This window comes from Stenotrophomonas sp. PFBMAA-4 (assembly GCF_030053215.1).
Taxonomy (GTDB): Bacteria; Pseudomonadota; Gammaproteobacteria; order Xanthomonadales; family Xanthomonadaceae; genus Stenotrophomonas.
Window position 1 is genome coordinate 1 of record NZ_JASGBW010000014.1, and the last position, 20,434, is coordinate 20,434.

The following is a 20,434-nucleotide window of genomic DNA, read 5'->3' on the forward strand; positions in this document are numbered from 1 at the left end:
TGGCCCCATCCATGGCGCCAACGGTCCTGCCCACCCACACCGCCCCACCTCTGACAGTTGGCCGGTGGCTGTTGGTGGGTGCCGACCGTTGGTCGGCACATCTGTCAGATATCGAGTGAATTCATCCACGCATGGCGTGGCTCTACTGGGACGACTCCGACAGGCTGTTGGTAGGGGTCGACCGTTGGTCGACACATCTGTCAGACATCGATATCCGACCCCGTGCCGACCAACGGTCGGCACCTACCATCAGCAGCAGGTTCCATCAGCAGCAGGTTCCGACAGCTCGCGAGAAACTGTCGAAGGCGGGGTGGGTCCGGTTGAGGGGGTGTGAGCGCCATGGATGGCGCGACCAAGCCCCCATGGACGGGTTCACGGCGTCCCCCTCGACCGGACCCACCCCGCCATCCCACGGATAGCCCGCTGTTGCTGTTGCTTCGGCTTCGGCTTCGGCAGGTGCAGGGCGCAGCCCTGCCGAAGACTACTCCGCCTCGCGCTGGACCTGGCGCCAGAGCTCGGCCGCGAGCGCGCGCACCGCATCATCCGCATCCGGGCGATGCAGCAGCCCGATCTCGTAGTTGTCCACCACCGGCAGGCCACGCTCGCCATCGATGACCCGGTGCTCGCGGCCCACCGCGCGCCGCGGCAGCAGGCTGATGCCGATGCCATCGGCGACTGCGCCCTGGATGCCACTCAGCGAGGAACTGGTGAACGCGATGCGCCAGCGCAGGCCCAGGGCCTCCACCGCCTGGATCATCTCGTCGCGGTACAGGCCGCGTGGCGGGAAGGTCACCAGGGGCAATGGATCCTGCAGCAGGCTGCTGCTGCGCAGGCTGTCGATCCAGTGCATCGGCTCGCGCCGGCAATGCACCGCCTGGCGGCTGTTGCGGCGCTGCTTGACCAGCACCAGGTCCAACTCGCCGTGGTCGAAGCCATGCGCCAGATCGCGGCTCAGGCCGCTGCTGATCTCCAGCTTTACCTGCGGGTGGCGGCGGCTGAAGGCGGCCAGCATGCGCGTGGTCTGCGCGTTGACGAAATCCTCCGGCACGCCGATGCGCACCGCGGTTTCCACTGTGGCGCCAGCCAGGGCCTGGGCCATTTCCTCGTTCAGGTCGAGCATGCGCCGTGCGTAGCCCAGCAGGGTGTGCCCCGCATCGGTGGGGTGCACGTCGCGGTGGCCGCGCTCGAGCAGGCGGTGCCCGGCCAGCTCCTCCAGCCGCCGGACCTTCTGGCTGACCGTGGACTGGGTGGAATGCAGGCGGGTGGCGGCGGTGGTGAAACTGCCGCAGTCGGCCACCATCACCAGCGCACGCAGCAGGTCCAGTTCGAACAGCGTTCTATTCGATTTGGCACTGTCTTGCATTTGAACATTTCACTTCTGGATGCACGTGGCGACTTCTACCATGCAGGGCAGGGGGCGGCAAGCATGGCGCCCCGTTGCACCGGAGAACCGCAGATGCGAATCCATCGTCGCCGTCGCTGGCCCCGTCCGCTGGGCCGCCTGTTGCTGCTGTGCCTGCTGGCGGTGGTGGTGCCGGCCTGTTCTGCGACCGCCGGCCCGGCCGATGTGCGACTGCGTGATGCCGCCACGCGCGGTGATGCCGATGCCGTGCGTGTGGCGCTGGAAGACGGTGCCGACCTGGAGTCGCGCGATGGGCAGGGCCGCACCGCACTGCTGTTGGCGACCCACGGCAACAACCTCGATGCGGCGCGCGAACTGATCGAAGCCGGTGCCGACGTCAACGCCAAGGATGCGCTGCAGGACAGTGCCTATCTGTATGCCGGCGCGCGCGGCCTGGATGACATCCTCGCGCTGACCCTCGCCCACGGTGCGGATGTGCGCAGCACCAACCGCTACGGCGGCACTGCCTTGATTCCCGCCGCCGAGCGCGGCCATGTCGCTACGGTCCGCACGCTGCTGCGTGCAGGCGCGGCGGTGGACCATGTCAACCGCCTGCACTGGACCGCGCTGCTGGAAGCGATCCTGCTGGGCGACGGTGGTCCGCGCCATGTGCAGATCGTGCAGTTGCTGCTCGACGCCGGTGCGAATCCCGAACTGGCCGATGGCGATGGCGTGACGCCGCTGGCGCATGCACGCCAGCGTGGCTACACGCAGATGGAAACCCTGCTGCGCCGCGCCGGCGCCCGCCGCTGAACCCCGCACCCCTTCCACCCCGCGCGCCACGCGCGCCCACCAGGATGCTGTCCATGTTCCGTTCCCGTCCGTTGTCCCTCGCGATCCTTCTTGCCGTCGCGCCGCTGTCGGTGTCTGCCGCCGAGCGCGCCGACCTGCTGATCCGCAACGCCACCGTGGTTGATGTCGAGCACGCACGCAGCGTGCCGGGGCAGAGCGTGGTGATCCGTGGCGATGACATCGTCGCGGTGGGCCCCGATGCGCAGCTGCGCAGCCAGTGGACCGCCAGCCGCCAGGTCGACGCCAAGGGCAAGTACCTCATCCCCGGCCTGTGGGACATGCACGTGCACTTCGGCGGCGGCCCTGCGTTGATCGAAGAGAACAAGGCGCTGCTGCCGCTGTACATCGCGCACGGCATCACCACCGTGCGTGACTGCTCCGGCGACCTGCCCGAGCAGGTACTGCAGTGGCGTGGCGAGATCGCCAACGGCACGCTGTTCGGGCCGCGGCTGCTCAGCTCGGGCGCGAAGATCGAAGGCATCAAGCCGGTCTGGAAGGGCACGATCGAAGTGGGCAGCGAGGCGGACGTCGACCAGGCGATCGTCCGCCTGCAGCACGACAAGGTCGATTTCGTGAAGATCACCGACAGCACGCTGAAGCCGGAACTGTTCCTGTACTCGGCCAGTGCCGCGCGCAAGGCGGGTTTCAAGGCATCCGGCCATATCCCGATGGCGCTGACCGTGGAGCAGGCCGTCGACGCCGGCCTCGCTTCGATCGAACATCTCGATTACGCGTTCAAGGCCGGCAGCAAGGATGAAGCGCAGATCGCCGCTGATTTCGGTGCGGGCCGCATCGATCGCGCCGAGGCCAACCGCCGCCTGGATGCCAGCTTCGACCACGATACGGCGATGCACGCCTACCGCGACTTCGCCAAGCGCGGCGTGTTCGTCACCCCGACCCTCAATGGTGGCCGCATCCTCGATTTCCTCGACCAGGATGACCACGCCAACGATCCATACCTGGCCTACATCGGCCCGGGCCTGCGCGCGACCTACCAGTGGCGCGTGGACCGCGCGGCCAAGGCCAGCCCGGCGCAGATCGAGGCACGCCATGCGCAGTACCACCAGGTGGCATCGGTGCTGCCGCTGCTGCAGGAAGCGGGCGTGACGATCATTGCCGGTACCGATGCCGGTTTCCTCAACTCGTACAACTTCCCGGGCATTGCCCTGCACCAGGAACTGCAGTTGTTCGTGAAGGAAGGCCTGAGCGCGCCGCAGGCACTCTCGGCCGCCACCCGTTCCGGCCCGGCCTGGTTCGGGCAGATGGATCGCTATGGTGGCGTGGCCACCGGCAAGGCAGCCGATCTGGTGCTGCTGACCGCCAACCCGCTGCAGGACATCGCCGCGACGGAGAAGATCGACAGCGTGATCCTGCGCGGCACCGTGTATGACCGTGCGGCGCTGGACAAGATGCTGGCCGGCACCAAGGCCAAGGTGGCGGCGTGGAATGCCGAGGCCGCGAAGCAGGAATGACCCTTCCGGGGTTCAGCGCGCTGCCGGCCGCATGCCGTGCAGCTGCGGCAGCGCTTCCTTCATCGCGTCGATGAAGGCGCGCAGCCGCAGGGGCTGCTGGCGCGCGGCCGGGAAGACCAGATGCACCGGCAGCGGTGGAGCCTGCCACTGCGGCAGCAGCTGCACCAGGCGGCCTTCGGCCAGATCCTCAGCCACCAGCCATGCCGAAACGACCGCCGCGCCCAGGCCGGCCACGGCCGCACGCTGCACCACGAACAGGTTGTCAGTGAGCAGGCGAGGCGCGATCGACAGCGTGTGCGCGCGCCCCTGCGCGTCGTGCAGCAGCAGGCGTTCGCGGTAGTAGGTGGCCAGTGCGATCCATGGCAGGGCCTGCGCCTGTTCGGGGGTGCGGATGCGCGACGGATCGGCCAGGGTGGGCGCGGCCACCACGATACGCGGCACCTCGGCCAGCGGCAGGGCCACCATGCGCGGCTCGTCCACCGGGCCGACGCGCACGGCGCAATCGATGCCGTCGGCGACGAAGTCCGGACGATGGTCTTCGAGTATCCATTCCAGGCTCAGCTGAGGATGCTGGGCGAGGAAGTCCAGCATGGTCGGCAGCAGCTGCGCCTGGCCGAACGCGTGCGGCACCATCACCCGCAGGCGCCCGCGCAGGACCTGCGCTTCGCCATGCAGCTCGGCCTGCAGCGCTTCCCATTCGTCGATGACCCGCTGCGCGTGGCGCTGGCAACGCTGGCCGTCCTCGGTCAGCTGCAGGCCGTGGGTGGAGCGCTGCAGCAGGCGCAGGCCCAGTTGCCGTTCCAGTGCCTGCAGGCGCCGGCTCACCGTGGGCTGGGTGGTGCCCAGCTGGGTGGCAGCGGCCGAGAGGCTGCCGGCATCGACGATGCGCAGGAAGGTTCTCAGCAGATCAAGGCGGTCGGCGCCGGCGGGCAGGTCGTTCATGCGTGTGGCGTATAAATGATATGTGGATGAGCCTACTACAGACGCGCGGCGAATATCGGCAGGCTATGCACCATTCCTCCCCCGGAGTTCCCGAATGTCCACCTCCTCTGTTTCCGTGACCGCCACGCCGACGGCCGCTCCTTCGGCCCCGTTGGTACTGGCGATGGCCGCCGGCGCCGGTTTCTCGGTCGCATCGCTGTACTACAGCCAGCCGATGCTGGGCCTGATCGCCCAGGACCTGGGTGCCAGCGAGCGTGGCGTCGGCCTGGTGCCGACCCTGACCCAGCTTGGCTATGCGCTGGGCATCCTGCTGCTGGCCCCGCTGGGTGACCGCTTCGATCGTCGCCACCTGATCCTGCTGAAGTCGGTGCTGCTGTCCGTGGCGCTGGCCGCTGCCGCGTGGGCCGGGCAACTGCCGGGGCTGCTGGTGGCCAGCCTGCTGGTGGGCCTGATGGCCACGCTGGCCCAGGACATCGTGCCGGCGGCTGCGGTGCTGGCCCCGGACGCGCACCGCGGGCAGATCGTCGGCCGGGTGATGACCGGGCTGCTGCTGGGCATCCTGTTGTCGCGCGTGGTCAGTGGCGTGGTGGCCGAAGCCTGGGGCTGGCGCACGCAGTTCGTGCTGGCTGCGGTGTCGGTGGCAGCGATGGGCGCGGTGATGGCCAAGGCGCTGCCGCGCTTCGCACCGACCAGCACGCTGCGCTATCCCGCGCTGCTGGGGTCGCTGCTGCAGTTGTGGCGCGAGCAGCCGCAGTTGCGACGCGCGGTGGCCAGCCAGTCGCTGCTGGCGGTGGGTTTCAGTGCGTTCTGGTCGACCCTGGCGCTGATGCTGCACGCGACGCTGGGGCTGGGCAGCGCCGCGGCCGGTGCGTTCGGTATTGCCGGTGCGGCGGGTGCGTTGGCGGCACCGTTCGCCGGTCGTTACGCCGACCGGCTGGGCAGCCATGCGGTGGCGCGCCTGGCGATTGCCGTGGCGCTGGTGGGGTTTGGCCTGCTGCTGGCCGACAGCTGGCTGCCGGCTGCGGCGCTGCTGCCGCTGCTGGTGGTGAGCGCGCTGCTGTTCGACTTCGGTTTCCAGTCGGCGCTGGTGGCGCACCAGACCCTGGTCTATGGCCTGGTGCCGCCGGCGCGCAGCCGCCTCAACGCGCTGTTGTTCACGGGCATGTTCATCGGCATGGCCGCGGGTGGCGCGCTGGGCAGCCTTGCGCTGGCGCAGTGGGGTTGGCACGGCGTGGCGTGGCTGGCGGTGGTGTGCGCGGGCAGCAGCCTGCTGGTGCGGTTGAGGTAGTTCTTTTTGCAGGGCTTGCAGCCCTGCACCTGCCTAAAGCCACAGCAACGTCAAAGGCCGGCTATCCGTGGGATGGCGGGGTGGGTCCGGTTGAGGGGGACGCTGCAAGTACGTCCATGTAAGCTCGGTCGCGCCATCCATGGCGCTCACACCCCCTCAACCGGACCCACCCCGCCTTCGACAGTTCTCCGCGATCTGTCGGAACCTGCTGCTGATGGATACTGCTGCTGCTGATGGTGGTGGGTGCCGACCGTTGGTCGGCACGGGGTCGGATATTGATGTCTGAAAGATGTGTCGACCAACGGTCGACACCTACCAACAGCCGGCCGGGGTAGATCCACGCCATGCGTGGATGCGTTCATTCGATATCTGACAGATGTGCCGACCAACGGTCGGCACCTACCAACCGCCGCGTGAACCTGTCGAAGGCGGGGCACTGTGGGTTTGCGGGGTGTGAGCCGCATGGATGCGGCGACCAAGCCCCCATGGATGGGTTTACGGCGTCCCCGCACACCCACAGTGCCCCGCCATCCCGCGGAATGCCGCTCTGGCTTTTGACGTTGACGTTGATTCTGCAGGTGCAGGGCTGCAAGCCCTGCAGAAAACCCCCGCCTTCAATCGTGGCCGGTGTCATCCAGGCTGATGATCCCGCGACGCAACGCCTGCGTCACCGCATGCGTGCGATCACCGACGCCCAGCTTGTCCATCAAGCTCTTCATGTGCGCCTTCACCGTCTGCTCGGATATCTGCATCCGCTCGCCAATGCGCTTGTTCGACAGGCCGCCGGCCACGTGCCGCAGTACCTCCGTCTCGCGCGGCGACAGCCGGTCCTCCACCACGTGCGCGGCGATGCTCGCTGCCACGGCCGGTGGAATCGCGGCGCGCCGGCCGCCAGCCACCGTGCGGATCGTGTCCACCAGCTCGTGGCGCAGCATGTCCTTGAGCAGGTAGGCGCTGGCACCGGCCTGCAGCGCACGTACTGCGCGCACATCGCCGCGGTAGGTGGTCAGCACGATGATGCGTGCGCGCGGATCCAGCGCACGGATCCGCACGATCGCTTCCACGCCGTCCAGGCGCGGCATCTGCAGGTCCATCAGCACCACGTCCGGCTGCAGTTCCTGGTAGCGCGCGATCGCTTCTTCGCCATCGGCGGCTTCACCCAGCAGGCGCAGGTCCGGTTGCGCGCCGAGCAGGGCGGCCAGGCCGTCGCGCAGCAGGGGGTGGTCATCGACCACCAGCACGCCGATCAGAGAAGGGGATTCAGTCATCGCGTTTTCTGCTCCAGGGCCAGCGCCAACGCGGCGGCCGGCGGTGATACAGGCGCCGTGCGGGAACCGCCAGCGCCACTTCGGTGCCCAGTCCCGGGCGGGTCCACAGCTGCAGTTCGGCACCCAGGCGCTGTGCGCGTTCGCGCATGCCCTGCAGGCCCCAGTGGCCATGGCCGGCATCGTCGTCGGCGATGCCCACGCCGTCATCGCGCACGTGCAGCAGGAAACAACGGCTGCCGTAGGACAGTTCCACTTCGATGGCGCTGGCCTCGGCATGGCGCAGTGCGTTGCGGATCGCTTCGCGGCCGATCAGGAACACCTCTTCCACCGCGTCGGGTTGCAGTTGCGGCGGTGTGCCCTCCACGGTCAGCCGCAGCGGGTTGGTGCCCTGGCCGGCGTATTCGGCGTGCACGTCGGCCAGCGCGGTGGCCAGGTCACGGCCGGCGAACGGACCATCCCGCAGGGCGTTGACCCGTTCGCGCCCTTCGGCGAGGTTGCGCTCGGCCAGTTGCATTGCCGATTCCAGCTGGGTGCGCACGCTGTCCGGCGTCTGCGCCGATTGGCTGATGGCGTGCAGGCGCAGGATCAGCCCCTGGCTGCCTTGCAGCAGGGTGTCGTGCAGGTCGCGCGCAATGCGTTCGCGCTCTCCATGGCGTTCCTGCAGGCGGGCACGGAACAGCGCGGCCAGCTGGCCGCTGCGGATGCGCACGGCCACCACCAGCGCCGCCAGCACCAGCGCAGCGCACAGCAGCTTGAACCAGACTGTCTGCACGAAGGTGGCGGCGATGCTGAAGGTGCGGCTGGCCGGCACCGTACTCCAGACGCCGTCCTCGTTGGCGGCTTCCACATCGAAGCGGTAACTGCCGGGGGCCAGGTTGGTGTAGTAGGCACGGGTGCTGCTGCCGGCGTCCTGCCAGCCCTCGTCCACGCCGGTCAGCCGGTAGCGGTAGCGGTTGCGTTCGGGGCGGGCCAGCGACAGCGCCACATAGTCGATCTGCAGCTGGGTGGTGCCGGCTGGCAGGCGCAGTCCTTCCTGCAGTGGTGCCTGAGTGGCGCCGTACAGCACATCGCCGATGCGGACGCCGGGTGCCAAGGTGTTGCGGTGCGCGGCGTTGGTGTCCAGCCATGCCAAGCCCTGGTTGGTGGCCAGCCACAGCAGGCCGTCGGCGGCCTGGACGGCGGTAGGGATCGGGCCGCTCTGCAGGGCGATGCCAGGCATGCCGTCCACGGCATCGAACAGCCGCGGTGCTACCGGTTGATGGCTGCGCACGGCATCGCGCAGGGCCGTGCGGTCCAGTCGCACAAGCCCGCGGCTGCCATTGAGCCAGAGCCGCCCATGTGCATCGGCCACCATGCCGGTGATGCCTTCCAGCACGCCCGCCATATCCGTGCGCACCTCGCTGAAGGGGGTCTCGCCGATGCGCGCGGCCAGCCCGGCTTCGCCGGCCACCAGCAGCATGTCCTGGTCCTGCAGCAGGGCGGTCACCGGCCCGACGGCGAGGCCCTGGCGCGCATCGAAGGTCGCCACGCCGCTGGCATCCATGCGCCGCAGGCGCCCATCGGCATAGCCCAGCAGCAGGGCACCAGCGCTGCCCATCGCCATCGTCGAACATGCCTGCTCGGGCAGGCGCGCCTGGCGGTACCACTGCGCATGCTGGTAGTGCAGGACGCCACGCTCGCCGACACAGGCCCAGGCTTCCTCGTCGTTGGGGAACAGCACCGCCTGCAGGGATTGACCGGTGTACGGGGCTGGCGACGGAATGCGGGTCGCGTGACCGTTGACGGTGCGGACCAGGTTGATCCAGTCGAACTGCCACAGCGGTGTCGGCGCCTGGCGCGCGGCCTCCTGCAGCTGCGCGGCGCGCTCGCCCAGCAGTGAGCGGCGCAGGTCGTAGGGTTTCAGATCCTCGCCATAGCCGTACACGCGCCCGTCGCTGGCACGTACCAGCGAGCGGTAGGGATCGGTGGGGCCGGCCGCCAGGGCCTGCACGCTGCGCGCGCGGAAGCGGTTGAGGCCGAGGTTGGTGCCGACCCAGAGATTGCCTTCGCGGTCGAGGAGGACCGGCACCGCCGACGTCGCAGTCAGGCCCTGCGGCGTATCGAAGCGCTCCATGTGCGTGGCCTGGTCACCTTCGAAAGTGACCCTTGCTACGCCGCCGTGCGGGCTCATGGTGGCCCACAGCGCGCCATCGGCAGTGAACTGCAGGCGCGCTGCGACCAGCTCGGGCAGGCGCCGCGCCTCGCGCTCGGCGGCAGGCAGCAGGCCCTGCGCGTTGGCCAGTGGCGAGGTACCGCGGTTGCGGTCGGCCAGCCAGATCTCGCCGCGCGGGCTTTCCGCCAGCGAGGCCATCTGCGAGACGGCAATCCCGGTGTCCTCGAACGTGCTGGCATCGGCTGGCCGTCGCCAGACCTTCAGGTCGGCCAGCACCCAGAACGTGCCGTGGCGGTCATGCAGCAGCCACTGCACGCGGCGCTCGGGAACGCCGCTGCCAAGGGGTAATGCACGCCAGTGCACGCCATCGAACCAGCGCAGGCCACCGTTGATGGCCGCCCACAGGTGGCCATCGCGGTCACGGCTGAAGTGCGGCACCACGCCCGTTGGCACGCCCTGGCCACGGCCGAAGCTGTGCAGGTGCGCCGCGGAGAGCTGGCTGATGCCGGCCTGGAAGTAGCCGATCCACAGGCTGTCGTCGGCATCCAGGGCCAGGCTGACCATGTTGGTGGACGGGAACGCGGAACCGGCCGGTGCGGACTGTCGCTCGAAGCGACGGCCGTCGAAGCGGTACAACCCCGAACCGGTCGCAAGCCACAGCATGCCCTGGTGGTCCTGGGCGATGTCCCAGATATCGCCGGGCGCCCCTTGGCCCACCCGCCATGCCGTGTGCTGGTAGCCGGGCATGCCGTTGGCCACGGCCGGGCGCTGCTCGGCGAAGGCGGGCAGGGCGATCAGCAGCAGGCACGTCAGCAGCGCCGGCAGGCGACGCAGGAAGGGGAAGGGGCGGCCACGCATGGGCAGCATTCTGGCAGGTGCGGGTCAGGCCAGGGTGACCCGAACGGGGTAGGCGCGATGGCCGCCGGATCAGCTATCACGCCGGCAATGGAGTGATGGAGGCTGAGGATGCAGCGGCTGTTCGTGATGTTCCCCGATCGCGGGCCCGGGCTGGGCCTGCTCTGGCTGCGCCTGTGCCTGGCCGGTGCATTGTGCGCGCCAGGCCTGCATGACGGCGGGCTGGTGGTGCTGTGCGCGCTCGGCGTGGCACTGCTGGTACTGGGCTGGCTGACCCCGCTGTCGGCCGGGCTGGCCTGTGCCGGGCTGTGGCTGCAGGGCGCGGCATTGCCGCTGCTGGCGCTGCCGCTGGCCTTGCTGCTGCTGGGGCCGGGCGCCTATTCGCTGGATGCGCGGCAGATCGGCCGGCGCCGGCTGGGCCGGCGGCCTCCCCCGAATGGGTGAGTGGCAGCCACGACCGACGGGGGTACGGCGCCAGCGCCGTCCACCGCACCATGGGACACCCCGTCGCGGTGCTCTGTCATGGCCGAAGCTACACCGCCCGTCGTCCTTGCCGCCGCGCTGGCGCCGCACCAGGCTGCCGCCCTGCAGCGCGCACTGCATTACATCGATGCGCACCTGTCGCAGCCGCTGCGGGTGACCGAGCTGGCCGAAGTTGCGTGCGTGAGCCGTTTCCACCTGGTGCGGCTGTTCCGCACCGGCACCGGTGCGAGCCCGCTGCGCTATCTGCGCCGCCGCCGCATCGAACGCGCGCGGCAGCTGCTGCCGGCCGCGGACCAGCCGATGTCCCGCCTGGCCCAGCACCTGGGCTTCTTCGACCAGAGCCATTTCGTCCGCAGCTTCCGTGCCGAGACCGGGTGCAGCCCCGGCCAGTACCTCGCCGGTGACGCCGCGCTGCACCTGCCCGCTGCCCATCCCTCTTCTGTTGCCCCGCCCACTACTGGAACCCACCCATGACCACCGCTACCGCCACGCCTGCCAAGGGCCTGCTTTCCCCGACCGACCACGCCCTGGTGCTGATCGACTTCCAGTCGCAGATGGCGTTCGCCACCCACACCATCGATATCTCCGCGCTGCGCAACAACGTGTCGCTGATCAGCAAGGGGGCCAAGGGCTTCAACGTGCCGGTGGTGCTGACCACGGTTGCCGAGCAGTCGTTCTCCGGCCCGATGTTCCCGGAACTGCCGCAGATCTTCCCCGGCCAGGCCGTGTTCGACCGCACCTCGATGAATACCTGGGAAGACCAGCCGGTGATCGATGAGATCAACCGCATCGGCAAGCAGCGCCTGGTGCTGGCGGGCCTGTGGACCAGCGTGTGCATCGTCGGCCCGACCCTGTCGGCGCTGGAGCAGGGCTTCGAGGTCTACGTGATCACCGATGCCTGCGGTGATGTCAGTGACGAAGCACATGAGCGTGCCATCACCCGCATGGTGCAGGCCGGCGCGCGCCCGATCACCAGCGTGCAGTACCTGCTGGAGCTGCAGCGCGACTGGGCACGCGGCGAGACCTATGGCCTGACCACCGGCATCGCCCGCGACCACGCCGGTGGCTATGGCATCGGCATCCAGTACGCCAAGACCATGTTCGGCGCGCAGGAAGGCGGCCACTGAACATGGACAGCGGGCACGGCCTGGACCTTGCCCTGCTGATCCTGCGCGTGGCAGCGGGAGGTTTCCTGCTGCCACATGCGCTGGGCAAATTGTTCGGCTGGTTCGGTGGCCCTGGCCTGGCCGGGTTTGCCGGAGAACTGCGTGGCTTCGGCCTGCCAGCGGTGGCCCCGCTGCCGCTGTTGCTGGCCTTGCTGCAGGTCGCGTCCGGGCTGGCTGTGCTGCTGGGCTGGCAGACCCGTGGCGCGGCGCTGCTCGCGGCCGCGTTCATTGCCTTCACCGCGCTGCTGGCCCTGCCCAAGGGCTGGTTCTGGATGCGCGGCGGCACCGAATACCCGTTGATGTGGACGCTGGCACTGCTGGCGATCGCCTTGGCCGGTCCGGGCGCCTGGGCGCTCGATGGCCTGGCACGTGCTGGAGACATTGCATGAGTTCTTCCCCCCTCGACCCTGGCCGACGCAACGTCGTGCTGGCCAGCGGCGCCGCGATGGCGCTGGGGCTGGCCGGCGGTGCCGCTGCGGCCATCGATTCCATACCGAAGGAGCGTCGCATGAGCACGCTGGTCATCAGAAACGCCCGCATCACCACCCTTGACCCGCAGCAGCCGCATGCGCAGGCGTTGGCCGTGCAGAACGGCCGCATTGCCGCTGTCGGCAGCGACGAGCAGATCATGCGCGAGTGGGGCAACGAGGCCACCATCCTCGACGCGCAGGGCCGCCGCATTGTGCCGGGTCTCAATGACAGCCACACCCACCTGATCCGCGGTGGCCTGAACTACAACCTGGAGCTGCGCTGGGACGGCCTGCGCTCGCTGGCCGATGCCATGGCCATGCTGAAGGCCCAGGTCGACCGCACCCCGGCACCGCAATGGGTGCGCGTGGTCGGTGGTTTCACTGCCGCACAGTTCACCGAGAAGCGCCTGCCGACGCTGCAGGAGCTCAACGACATCGCACCGGACACGCCGGTGTTCCTGCTGCACCTGTACGACCGCGCGCTGCTCAACCGCGCGGCGCTGCGTGCCTGTGGCTACACCAAGGAAACACCGGACCCGCCGGGCGGCCAGATCGTGCGTGACTCGCTGGGCAACCCGACCGGCCTGCTGCTGGCCAAGCCCAACGCGCTCATCCTGTACGCAACCCTGGCCAAGGGTCCGCGCCTGCCGATCGAGTACCAGGCCAATTCCACCCGTCACTTCATGCGCGAGCTGAACCGGCTGGGCATCACTTCGGTGATCGACGCTGGCGGCGGCTTCCAGAATTACCCCGAGGACTACCAGGTCATCGAACAGCTGCACCGCGATGACCAGCTGACCGTGCGCATCGCCTACAACCTGTTCACCCAGAACAAGGGCAACGAGGTCAACGATTTCCGCGGATGGAGCGAAATCCTGCAGCCGCGCCAGGGCGATGACCTGCTGCGCCACAACGGCGCAGGCGAAATGCTGGTGTTCTCGGCGGCCGACTTCGAGCTGTTCAGCGAGCCACGCCCGGAACTGCCGCCGGAGCTGGAGCCGGAACTGCACGATGTGGTCAAGCTGCTGGTCGAGAAGCGCTGGCCGTTCCGCATCCACGCGACCTATGACGAGAGCATCACCCGCATCCTGGATGTGTACGAGCAGGTGAACCGCGAGGTGCCGTTCGATGGCCTGCACTGGTTCATCGACCACGCCGAAACCATCACCCCGCGCAACATCGAGCGCATCCGTGCGCTGGGCGGCGGCATCGCCGTGCAGCACCGCATGGCCTACCAGGGCGAGGCGTTCGTCGAGCGCTACGGCGTGCAGGCCGCGCGGCACACGCCGCCGGTCAAGCGCATGCTGGCCGAAGGCGTGCCGGTCGGTGCCGGTACCGATGCCACCCGCGTGGCCAGCTACAACCCCTGGGTAGCGCTGTCCTGGCTGGTGACCGGACGTACCGTCGGTGGCCTGGCGCTGTATGGCGACGAGAACCTGCTGGAGCGCGAACAGGCCCTGCGCCTGTGGACGCAGGGCAGTGCCTGGTTCTCCGGCGACGAAGCCGTGAAGGGCACGCTGAAGCAAGGCCAGCTGGCCGACTTCATCCTGCTGTCGGCCGATTTCTTCCGTGTCGATGACGCGCAGATCGCCGACATCACCAGCCTGCTGACCGTGGTCGGTGGCCGCATCGTGCATGCCGATGGTGACTACGCTGGCCTGGCCCCGCAGCTGCCGCCGGCGATGCCGGACTGGTCGCCGGTCAACAGATTCGGTGGCTACCATGTCGGCGGCACCGCCACCGGCCTGGCCGCCGCCCACCGTCATCACCACGGCGTGGCCTGCAGCACCCACGGCGCGCACGGCCATGCCGCAGAGCACGCCGCCCCCACCGATGACCTGACCGCGTTCTGGGGTTCGATGGGATGCTCATGTTTCGCGTTCTGAACCACGCCGGTGCCGCGGGCACGGTGGACGCATCGATCGTTGGAGCAAGTCCATGGTGAACGCAAGCCCGTCGCAGGCACCCGCACAGACTGCCGGTGCCTGGTCCCCGCTGAAGATCCGCATGTTCCGCGCCCTGTGGCTGGCCATCCTGGCCAGCAACATCGGCACGTGGGTCAATGATGTTGCCGCCGCCTGGGTGATGGCCGAACGCACCGGTTCGCCGCTGATGGTGGCCCTGGTGCAGTCGGCCACCACGGTGCCCATCGTGCTGCTGGCGCTGGTTGCCGGCACGCTGGCCGACATCGTCGACCGCCGCAGGTACCTGTTGTTCACCCAGGGCTGGATGCTGCTGGTGGCGGCGGTGATGGCAGCGCTGACCGCCAGCGGCCACCTGAGCCCGAACCTGCTGGTGGTGCTGACCTTCTGCATGGGCTGCGGCGCGGCGATGGCGATGCCCGCACAGGCCGCCATCGTCTCCGAGCTGGTGCCGCAACCGATGCTGGCCTCGGCGGTGGCGCTGAACTCGATCGGCATCAACATCGCGCGGTCGATCGGACCGGCCATCGGCGGCGTCATCGTGGCGCAGCTGGGCGCGGTCTGGGCATTCGGCTTCAATGCCATCAAGTTCGCGGCGATGTTGTTCGTGGTGTGGGGCTGGAAGCGCGACCCGAAGGCCTCGAGCCTGCCGCCTGAAGGGTTCGGCGCGGGCCTGAAGGCCGGCCTGCGCTATGCCAGCCGTGCCGGGCGCCTGCAGGCAGTGCTGATCAAATCGGTTGGCTTCTTCTTCTTTGCTGCAGCGATGAACGCGATGCTGCCGGTGGTGGTCCGTGGCCAGATGCACGGCGGGGCAGGGCAGTACGGCATCCTGTTGGGCTGCATCGGCATTGGTGCAGTGGGCGGCGCGCTGCTGCTGCCCAAGCTGCGTGCGAAGCTCGACCGCGACCTGCTGGTGCTGTTGGCGACCCTGGCGCTGGCGGCAAGCCTGGTCGGCCTGGCGTTGACCCGCAGCTGGTACGTGCTGCCGCTGGTGATGCTGGTCAATGGCTTTGCCTGGATCACCGTGCTGTCCTCGCTGCAGATTGCTGCGCAGACTGCGGTGCCGGCATGGGTGCGCGCGCGTGCATTGGCCCTTTACATCATGGTGTTCTCGGCCGGCATGGCTGCCGGTGGCCTGAGCTGGGGCGCGCTGGCGCAGCGCACCTCGCCGGAGCTTGCGCTGCTGGTGGCTGCTGCGGGTGCAGTGATCGGTGGCCTGCTGGTCTGGCGCGTGCGCATTGCCGGTACCGAGGAACTGAACCTGCGCCCGGCCGGGCACTGGCCCGCACCCGAGCTGTCGGTGCCGGTGTCGCATGACCGTGGACCGGTGCTGGTGACGGTGGAGTACCGCATCGATGCCGCCGACCGCGCTGCCTTCCTCGCACAGATGCGCGCGCTGGGTACGATCCGCCGCCGCGATGGCGCAGTGGTCTGGGGCGTGGTGGAGGATGTGGCGACGCCGGGCATCCACCTGGAGTATTTCGTGACTGCCTCGTGGCTGGAGCACCTGCGCCAGCACGAACGCATCACCGCCGATGACAAGGCGATCCAGGAAGTGCTGCGCGACCTGCATCGCGGCGAACGTGCGCCGGTGGTGCGGCACTTCGTGGGCGGGCATGACCCGCTGCCGGCAGCCGGCGTTCCGCACCACCACAGCGACATCTGAAGGGTAGCGCCGGGCCGTGCCCGGCGGATTCGGTGTTCGGCCGCCGGGCATGGCCCGGCGCTACCATGCATCAGCGGCGGCGCCATTGCAGCGCCGCCGCCACGCGTCACTTGCGCGCGAACGCCAGCAGGTCGGCGTTGAACTGGTCGGCGTGGGTGATGGTCAGGCCGTGCGGGGCGCCGGCGTAGACCTTCAGTTCGGCATCCTTGATGATCTGCGAGGACAGCTTGGCCGAGGCATCGAACGGCACGATCTGGTCGTCATCACCATGCACGACCAGGGCCGGCACGTCGATCTTCTTCAGGTCTTCGGTGTAATCCACTTCCGAGAATTCGTGCACGCAGTCGTACTGGCCCTTGACGCCGCCCAGCATGCCCTGCAGCCAGAACGAATCACGCATGCCCTGGGTGACGCTGTTGCCATCGCGGTTGGCGCCGAAGAACGGCGTGGTCAGGTCCTTGAAGAACTGCGAACGGTCACCGCCGGTGCCCTGGCGGATGCCGTCGAAGACGTCCAGCGGGGTGCCGGCCGGGTTGGCATCGGTCTTCAGCATCAGCGGCGGCACGGCGCCGACCAGCACCACCTTGGCCACGCGCTTGCTGCCGTGGCGGCCGATGTAGTGCGCCACTTCGCCACCGCCAGTGGAGTGGCCGACCAGGATCGCGTCCTTGAGGTCGAGGGCTTCGATCACCGCCGCCAGGTCATCGGCGTAGGTGTCCATGTTGTTGCCGTCCCAGGTCTGGCTGGAGCGGCCGTGGCTGCGGCGGTCATGGGCGATGACGCGGTAGCCGTTCTGGCCCATGAACAGCATCTGCGGGTCCCACGCGTCGGACGACAGCGGCCAGCCATGCGCGAACACGATCGGCTGGCCGGTGCCCCAGTCCTTGTAGAAGATGCGGGCGCCGTCTTTGACGGTTACGAAGTTGCTCATTGCAGGTTCCTTTGGCGGTAGGGGAAAGACACCGGCGGTCGCGCTGCCGGCGTACCGGCAGTACAGCGCAGGATCCACCGCGTGGCTTGCACGCCTGTGTCCGATGGATGGCAGGCGGTCACAGGCCGCGATGACGCGCTTCGCTCTGGTGGAACCGGGGCGATGCTGGCCACGATGTCCGCCAGGCCAGGGAGGAGGCGGCATGCAGAGAGCGCTGTCGGTGATGATCGTGGGGTGGCTGCTGTCCGGTGCGGTGCAGGCCCAGACCCATGTCTACAAATGCGTGGACGGGCCGCACCCGGTCTACCAGCAGACGCCCTGCCAGGGGCGTGCGGAATGGCGCTGGGACGTGCCGGCGGAGGCGGCGCAGCCGCGTGGCAGTGGCGAGGTGGCACCGTCGCGTGTGGCACGGCCGACGCGGTCTGGCCGTGCGCCCGGTAGAACCACGCGTGGCCGCAGTAGCCGCAGCGAAGGTGCGCTGATCACGCTGGAACGCGATCCCGCCGGCTGTCAGCAGGCGCGTCGCGAGCAGGCGCGGAGGATGACGCGGGCGCGTCGGCTGGATTACCAGCAGCGGCGGCAGTTGGATGACGCGCTGCGCCTGGCCTGCCAGCAGCCCTGAAACAACAACGGCACCCGAAGGTGCCGTTGCGTGCGTGCAGTGCCGGTGACTCAGTTGCCGTCGCTGGCGGCCGCCGGTGCGCCCGAAGCGCCGGCCTTCGGCAGGCTCAGTTCCGGGTTGCCCTGTTCGGCCTGCAGGATCTGGATACGGCGCTGCAGGGCATCCAGCTGGTTGTTGGTGCTCTGCACGTCCGTGCTCAGGCTGACCGCCTGCTGCTGGGCCTGCTGCAGGGAGGCGCTGACCTGGGCCGACTGCGCCTGCTGCTGCTCCATTTCCAGCTGCAGGGTGCGCAGGCGCTCTTCGTTGTAGGACACCAGGCGCTCGGTGTAGCGCTTGCCTGCTTCAAGGCGGGTGGTGTCGATGTAGACCTGGGCCAGCTGCTCGGTCTGCTGCACGAAGGTGCGGTAGACGCGTTCGGCGTTGTCGACCGCATCGGTCTTGATGACGCGCCAGAAGTTCTTTTCCTGGAACAGCGCCACGTAGTAGGTCAGGGTGCTGGCATTGAACAGCAGGCTGGCGCCGTAGTTGCCGTTGTAGGTGGTGCGCAGCTCGGTGAGCTGGTTCGCATCCATCAACTGCTTGAGTTCGTCAACCGTATTGCGCACCACCGGCCCGCTGCGGACCGGTTCGGCCGCCGCTTCGCGATCGCCGCGTGCTGCCAGTGCCGGCGGTGCCACCACGATCATGGCCATGGCCAGCAGTGCCGCGCCGCGCGGATACCGGGCGAAGACGGTGCCCCCTGAAGTTTCTCGCATGTCTAGACCATCCACGAACGAAGTGTGGTTGAAAAGAATGTGGTTCCCCGCCGCGAGTCTAGCATGGGTGCAGCAGCCGCCAACCGCACCGGACAGGGGTCAGTACACCAGCTGGGCGGCATTGCACTGGATCGACTGCATGCTGACGTCGGTACGGCCAAGTTCCAGGCCCAGCAGGTCGGCCAGGACCTGGGTCAGCAGTGCGCCGACGCTGTTGAGCACGGGCTTGAGCGCGGACAGGATCGGCGTAAGCACGGTGCACAGCAGGCCCGAGCAGCTGACCGCGTTGCCGGGCCCGGTGACCCCATCGCCGCCGGTGGGGTCGATGAAACCGCCGGGCTTGGTCTGGATGTAGGAGGCCAGGTTGTCGCGCACGCAGTTGTTGTAGCTGACCAGGTTGGTGATGAGGCTGTCGCAGCGGTTGATCAGCAGGCCGCCCAGCAGCGCGCCGAGGGCACCATCGAGCAGGCCCAGGCCCTGGCCGGTGACCGCCGTGCGGTAGCCGGTCCACACCGATCCGTCTTCCCAGCACGTGGTGAGGCCCAGCACGCAGAGCCGGGGCACGCCTTTGGTGACGGTCCAGTCGCCCAGGGGGGCGAGGTTCTGCGCCGGACTGCCATCGCGCAGCAGTGGGATGACGTTGTCGACGTTGTAGCGGCTGTTTGGAGCATGCGCAGCCGCCAAGTAGCGTTCGGCCAGGGCGGTGGCAGCCTGCTTGGGGTCGCTCTTCGGGCCGCTGAGCATGCCGGACAGCACGCGCAGCAGCTCATTGACCAGGCTGGACACCGTATCGCCCACTGCCAGCGGATTGATGCGCGTGGAAGCGGTCTGGCCCGCGGCCAGGGTCAGGTTCTGGCTGTCGGTCAACGCTGGCAGGGTGATCCTGGTGTTGATGAGTGGCTGGCCGAGCAGGGTCAGCAGCTGCGCGTTCTGCAGCGTGGCGTCGCACACGTTGTTCTTCGAGAAGACATCGGCCGCGTTGACGTTGCCGACGCAGGCCCGCAGCACCGACGAGTCCACCTTGACCGTGGCGGTGGGCGGCGTGGCGCCGCACTGGATCGACGACAGCGTGCCCATCGCATTGGTCACGTCCACGTGCAGCGGCAGGTGCAGGCGCGTGCCCAGCAGCGACAGCAGCGCGCCGACCGCAGGCACGCGGTTGCTGTCGACGTCCACCATCAGCCGCACCTGGGGGTTGTACGCACGCGCGCCGACGCCACCGATGGCGATCGACGGTGGCTCGATCACGCCGGCCTTGACGTCGATGCCGAGCAGGTTGAGCCCGCGCACCTGCACGCCATTGTTGTCGTTGGCGATGGAAATGCCGGTGTTGAGCAGATCCAGCACGTTGATCTTCGATTCCAGCGCACTGCCGATGCTGCCATCCGGCGCGATCACCTCGGCGAACAGGCCGCCGCCGCCGTTCTGGCTGCCCAGGGTGATGTTGGCCTGGTTGATGTCCAGCCCGGTCGACACCAGGCTGCCAAGCGCACGCAGCTGCGCGGCCACGGCACTGTCGCGGCCAAGCACGACGGCGGTGGCATCGACCAGCTGCGCCAGCGAGATCTTGTTGACCGACAACAGGCGGTTGAAGTCGGCCACGCTCAAGTTGGCCTCCACCGGGATGCCCAGTGCCTTCAGCAGGCCCGACGGCGTGACGCTCACCTGGGCCAGGCCGTCGTAGGACAGCACGGTGGCGTTGCTCACATCCAGGCCGACCAGGCGCAGGGTGGCCATCAACGGCGAGTTGCCGTTGGTGCGCAGCAGCTGCGATCCGACGCTGAACACCGCCGACGGTGCCGTGCGCTTTGCCACGGCCTGGGCGCTGACCGTGGGCAGCTGTGCGTGGGCGCCGAAGAACGGCAGCACGCTGCGTTGCGCCACCACCTTCACCGCATTGCGCGGATTCTCCACGCTGACGGTACCGATGAAGTGATCGGCAGTGGCATGGTTGGCATTCCAGTTGCCGCAGCGCACGTCCAGTTGGCCGCCAAACCGGTTCTCCTGCAGCGCGTTCTGCCGCGCGGCGGCATTGTCGCTGTTGCCGGAGGTGCACAGGTCCAGGCGCTGCGCGCCTGCCAGCGCGGCCAGGTCGGCCACCTTCTGCGCGTCCCGCTTGGCCCAGAGCAGGTAGCCCACTTCGACCAGGCCGAGCATCGTCACCAGCCCGGCCATCACCAGCATCATGGTGACCGACATGCCACCGCGCTGGTGGAAGGTGAGGGTGCGTGGCGGACGGCGCATGGTC

17 protein-coding genes are annotated in these 20,434 nt (G+C 68.6%); 10 read left to right on the forward strand and 7 right to left on the reverse strand.

The genetic code is table 11. The features are described 5' to 3' along the window. Positions 1-481 precede the first annotated feature (481 nt). A complete protein-coding gene (locus QMZ26_RS10485; RefSeq protein ID WP_283221413.1) occupies positions 482-1,363 on the reverse strand; it encodes a LysR substrate-binding domain-containing protein in 882 nt (293 codons plus the stop codon). 93 nt (positions 1,364-1,456) lie between these two features. Here QMZ26_RS10485 and QMZ26_RS10490 point away from each other — a divergent pair, with 93 nt between their 5' ends. Further along, the gene (locus QMZ26_RS10490) at positions 1,457-2,155 is read left to right on the forward strand and encodes an ankyrin repeat domain-containing protein (RefSeq protein ID WP_283221414.1); all 699 of its coding nucleotides are present in this window, start codon (positions 1,457-1,459) and stop codon (positions 2,153-2,155) included. A gap of 53 nt (positions 2,156-2,208) precedes the next feature. Then, a complete protein-coding gene (locus tag QMZ26_RS10495; protein ID WP_283221415.1) occupies positions 2,209-3,666 on the forward strand; it encodes an amidohydrolase family protein in 1,458 nt (485 codons plus the stop codon). Between the two features lie 12 nt (positions 3,667-3,678). Here the strand turns inward: QMZ26_RS10495 and QMZ26_RS10500 are convergent, their stop codons facing one another. Next, positions 3,679-4,608, reverse strand: a complete 930-nt coding sequence (locus tag QMZ26_RS10500; protein WP_283221416.1) for a LysR family transcriptional regulator — start codon at positions 4,606-4,608, stop codon at positions 3,679-3,681. Between the two features lie 94 nt (positions 4,609-4,702). On the opposite strand from QMZ26_RS10500, the gene QMZ26_RS10505 reads away from it, so the two are divergent. Beyond that, positions 4,703-5,896 carry an MFS transporter gene (locus QMZ26_RS10505; RefSeq protein WP_108759708.1) on the forward strand — a complete coding sequence of 398 codons (1,194 nt, stop codon included), beginning with the start codon at positions 4,703-4,705 and terminating at the stop codon, positions 5,894-5,896. Between the two features lie 614 nt (positions 5,897-6,510). Here the strand turns inward: QMZ26_RS10505 and QMZ26_RS10510 are convergent. Together QMZ26_RS10510 and QMZ26_RS10515 are read right to left on the reverse strand one after the other, a co-directional pair. Beyond that, complete coding sequence (locus QMZ26_RS10510; RefSeq protein ID WP_200733623.1) at positions 6,511-7,164, reverse strand: response regulator transcription factor; 654 nt, start codon at positions 7,162-7,164, stop codon at positions 6,511-6,513. Beyond that, positions 7,157-10,183, reverse strand: coding sequence for a sensor histidine kinase (locus QMZ26_RS10515; protein WP_283221417.1), 3,027 nt, complete (start codon positions 10,181-10,183; stop codon positions 7,157-7,159). Before QMZ26_RS10515 ends, QMZ26_RS10510 begins: the two co-directional genes overlap by 8 nt. Positions 10,184-10,282: 99 nt before the next feature. Here QMZ26_RS10515 and QMZ26_RS10520 point away from each other — a divergent pair, with 99 nt between their 5' ends. From QMZ26_RS10520 to QMZ26_RS10545, 6 genes are all read left to right on the forward strand, one after another. Next, positions 10,283-10,615, forward strand: coding sequence for a hypothetical protein (locus QMZ26_RS10520; protein WP_283221418.1), 333 nt, complete (start codon positions 10,283-10,285; stop codon positions 10,613-10,615). Positions 10,616-10,693: 78 nt separating this feature from the next. Next, on the forward strand, positions 10,694-11,128 hold the full coding sequence (locus tag QMZ26_RS10525; RefSeq protein ID WP_283221419.1) for an AraC family transcriptional regulator: 435 nt from the start codon (positions 10,694-10,696) through the stop codon (positions 11,126-11,128). After that, positions 11,125-11,781 carry a hydrolase gene (locus tag QMZ26_RS10530; RefSeq protein ID WP_079222173.1) on the forward strand — a complete coding sequence of 219 codons (657 nt, stop codon included), beginning with the start codon at positions 11,125-11,127 and terminating at the stop codon, positions 11,779-11,781. Before QMZ26_RS10525 ends, QMZ26_RS10530 begins: the two co-directional genes overlap by 4 nt. 2 nt (positions 11,782-11,783) lie before the next feature. Next, complete coding sequence (locus tag QMZ26_RS10535) at positions 11,784-12,209, forward strand: DoxX family membrane protein (RefSeq protein ID WP_079222172.1); 426 nt, start codon at positions 11,784-11,786, stop codon at positions 12,207-12,209. 119 nt (positions 12,210-12,328) lie between these two features. Beyond that, entirely contained in the window at positions 12,329-14,176 is a 1,848-nt protein-coding gene (locus QMZ26_RS10540; protein WP_283221467.1) for an amidohydrolase, read from the forward strand. Positions 14,177-14,228: 52 nt separating this feature from the next. Further along, on the forward strand, positions 14,229-15,878 hold the full coding sequence (locus tag QMZ26_RS10545) for an MFS transporter (RefSeq protein WP_283221420.1): 1,650 nt from the start codon (positions 14,229-14,231) through the stop codon (positions 15,876-15,878). A 106-nt stretch (positions 15,879-15,984) separates the two neighbouring features. Here the strand turns inward: QMZ26_RS10545 and QMZ26_RS10550 are convergent, their stop codons facing one another. Then, complete coding sequence (locus QMZ26_RS10550; protein WP_108759715.1) at positions 15,985-16,809, reverse strand: alpha/beta hydrolase; 825 nt, start codon at positions 16,807-16,809, stop codon at positions 15,985-15,987. A 202-nt stretch (positions 16,810-17,011) separates the two neighbouring features. Here QMZ26_RS10550 and QMZ26_RS10555 point away from each other — a divergent pair, with 202 nt between their 5' ends. Further along, on the forward strand, positions 17,012-17,431 hold the full coding sequence (locus tag QMZ26_RS10555; protein WP_283221421.1) for a hypothetical protein: 420 nt from the start codon (positions 17,012-17,014) through the stop codon (positions 17,429-17,431). A gap of 50 nt (positions 17,432-17,481) precedes the next feature. On the opposite strand, the gene QMZ26_RS10560 is transcribed toward QMZ26_RS10555, so the two are convergent. Continuing rightward, entirely contained in the window at positions 17,482-18,186 is a 705-nt protein-coding gene (locus QMZ26_RS10560) for a DUF2968 domain-containing protein (protein ID WP_079222167.1), read from the reverse strand. 99 nt (positions 18,187-18,285) lie between these two features. Next, entirely contained in the window at positions 18,286-20,430 is a 2,145-nt protein-coding gene (locus tag QMZ26_RS10565) for a TadG family pilus assembly protein (RefSeq protein WP_283221422.1), read from the reverse strand. Positions 20,431-20,434 lie beyond the last annotated feature (4 nt).

Coding starts and splice junctions, on each gene's coding strand:
- QMZ26_RS10525 (WP_283221419.1), top strand. CDS start 10,694: ATGGCCGAAGCTACACCGCCCGTCGTCCTTGCCGCCGCGCTGGCGCCG.
- QMZ26_RS10485 (WP_283221413.1), bottom strand. CDS start 1,363: ATGCAAGACAGTGCCAAATCGAATAGAACGCTGTTCGAACTGGACCTG.
- QMZ26_RS10550 (WP_108759715.1), bottom strand. CDS start 16,809: ATGAGCAACTTCGTAACCGTCAAAGACGGCGCCCGCATCTTCTACAAG.
- QMZ26_RS10490 (WP_283221414.1), top strand. CDS start 1,457: ATGCGAATCCATCGTCGCCGTCGCTGGCCCCGTCCGCTGGGCCGCCTG.
- QMZ26_RS10540 (WP_283221467.1), top strand. CDS start 12,329: ATGAGCACGCTGGTCATCAGAAACGCCCGCATCACCACCCTTGACCCG.
- QMZ26_RS10560 (WP_079222167.1), bottom strand. CDS start 18,186: ATGCGAGAAACTTCAGGGGGCACCGTCTTCGCCCGGTATCCGCGCGGC.
- QMZ26_RS10565 (WP_283221422.1), bottom strand. CDS start 20,430: ATGCGCCGTCCGCCACGCACCCTCACCTTCCACCAGCGCGGTGGCATG.
- QMZ26_RS10515 (WP_283221417.1), bottom strand. CDS start 10,183: ATGCTGCCCATGCGTGGCCGCCCCTTCCCCTTCCTGCGTCGCCTGCCG.
- QMZ26_RS10545 (WP_283221420.1), top strand. CDS start 14,229: ATGGTGAACGCAAGCCCGTCGCAGGCACCCGCACAGACTGCCGGTGCC.
- QMZ26_RS10535 (WP_079222172.1), top strand. CDS start 11,784: ATGGACAGCGGGCACGGCCTGGACCTTGCCCTGCTGATCCTGCGCGTG.
- QMZ26_RS10510 (WP_200733623.1), bottom strand. CDS start 7,164: ATGACTGAATCCCCTTCTCTGATCGGCGTGCTGGTGGTCGATGACCAC.
- QMZ26_RS10500 (WP_283221416.1), bottom strand. CDS start 4,608: ATGAACGACCTGCCCGCCGGCGCCGACCGCCTTGATCTGCTGAGAACC.
- QMZ26_RS10505 (WP_108759708.1), top strand. CDS start 4,703: ATGTCCACCTCCTCTGTTTCCGTGACCGCCACGCCGACGGCCGCTCCT.
- QMZ26_RS10520 (WP_283221418.1), top strand. CDS start 10,283: ATGCAGCGGCTGTTCGTGATGTTCCCCGATCGCGGGCCCGGGCTGGGC.
- QMZ26_RS10555 (WP_283221421.1), top strand. CDS start 17,012: ATGCAGAGAGCGCTGTCGGTGATGATCGTGGGGTGGCTGCTGTCCGGT.
- QMZ26_RS10495 (WP_283221415.1), top strand. CDS start 2,209: ATGTTCCGTTCCCGTCCGTTGTCCCTCGCGATCCTTCTTGCCGTCGCG.
- QMZ26_RS10530 (WP_079222173.1), top strand. CDS start 11,125: ATGACCACCGCTACCGCCACGCCTGCCAAGGGCCTGCTTTCCCCGACC.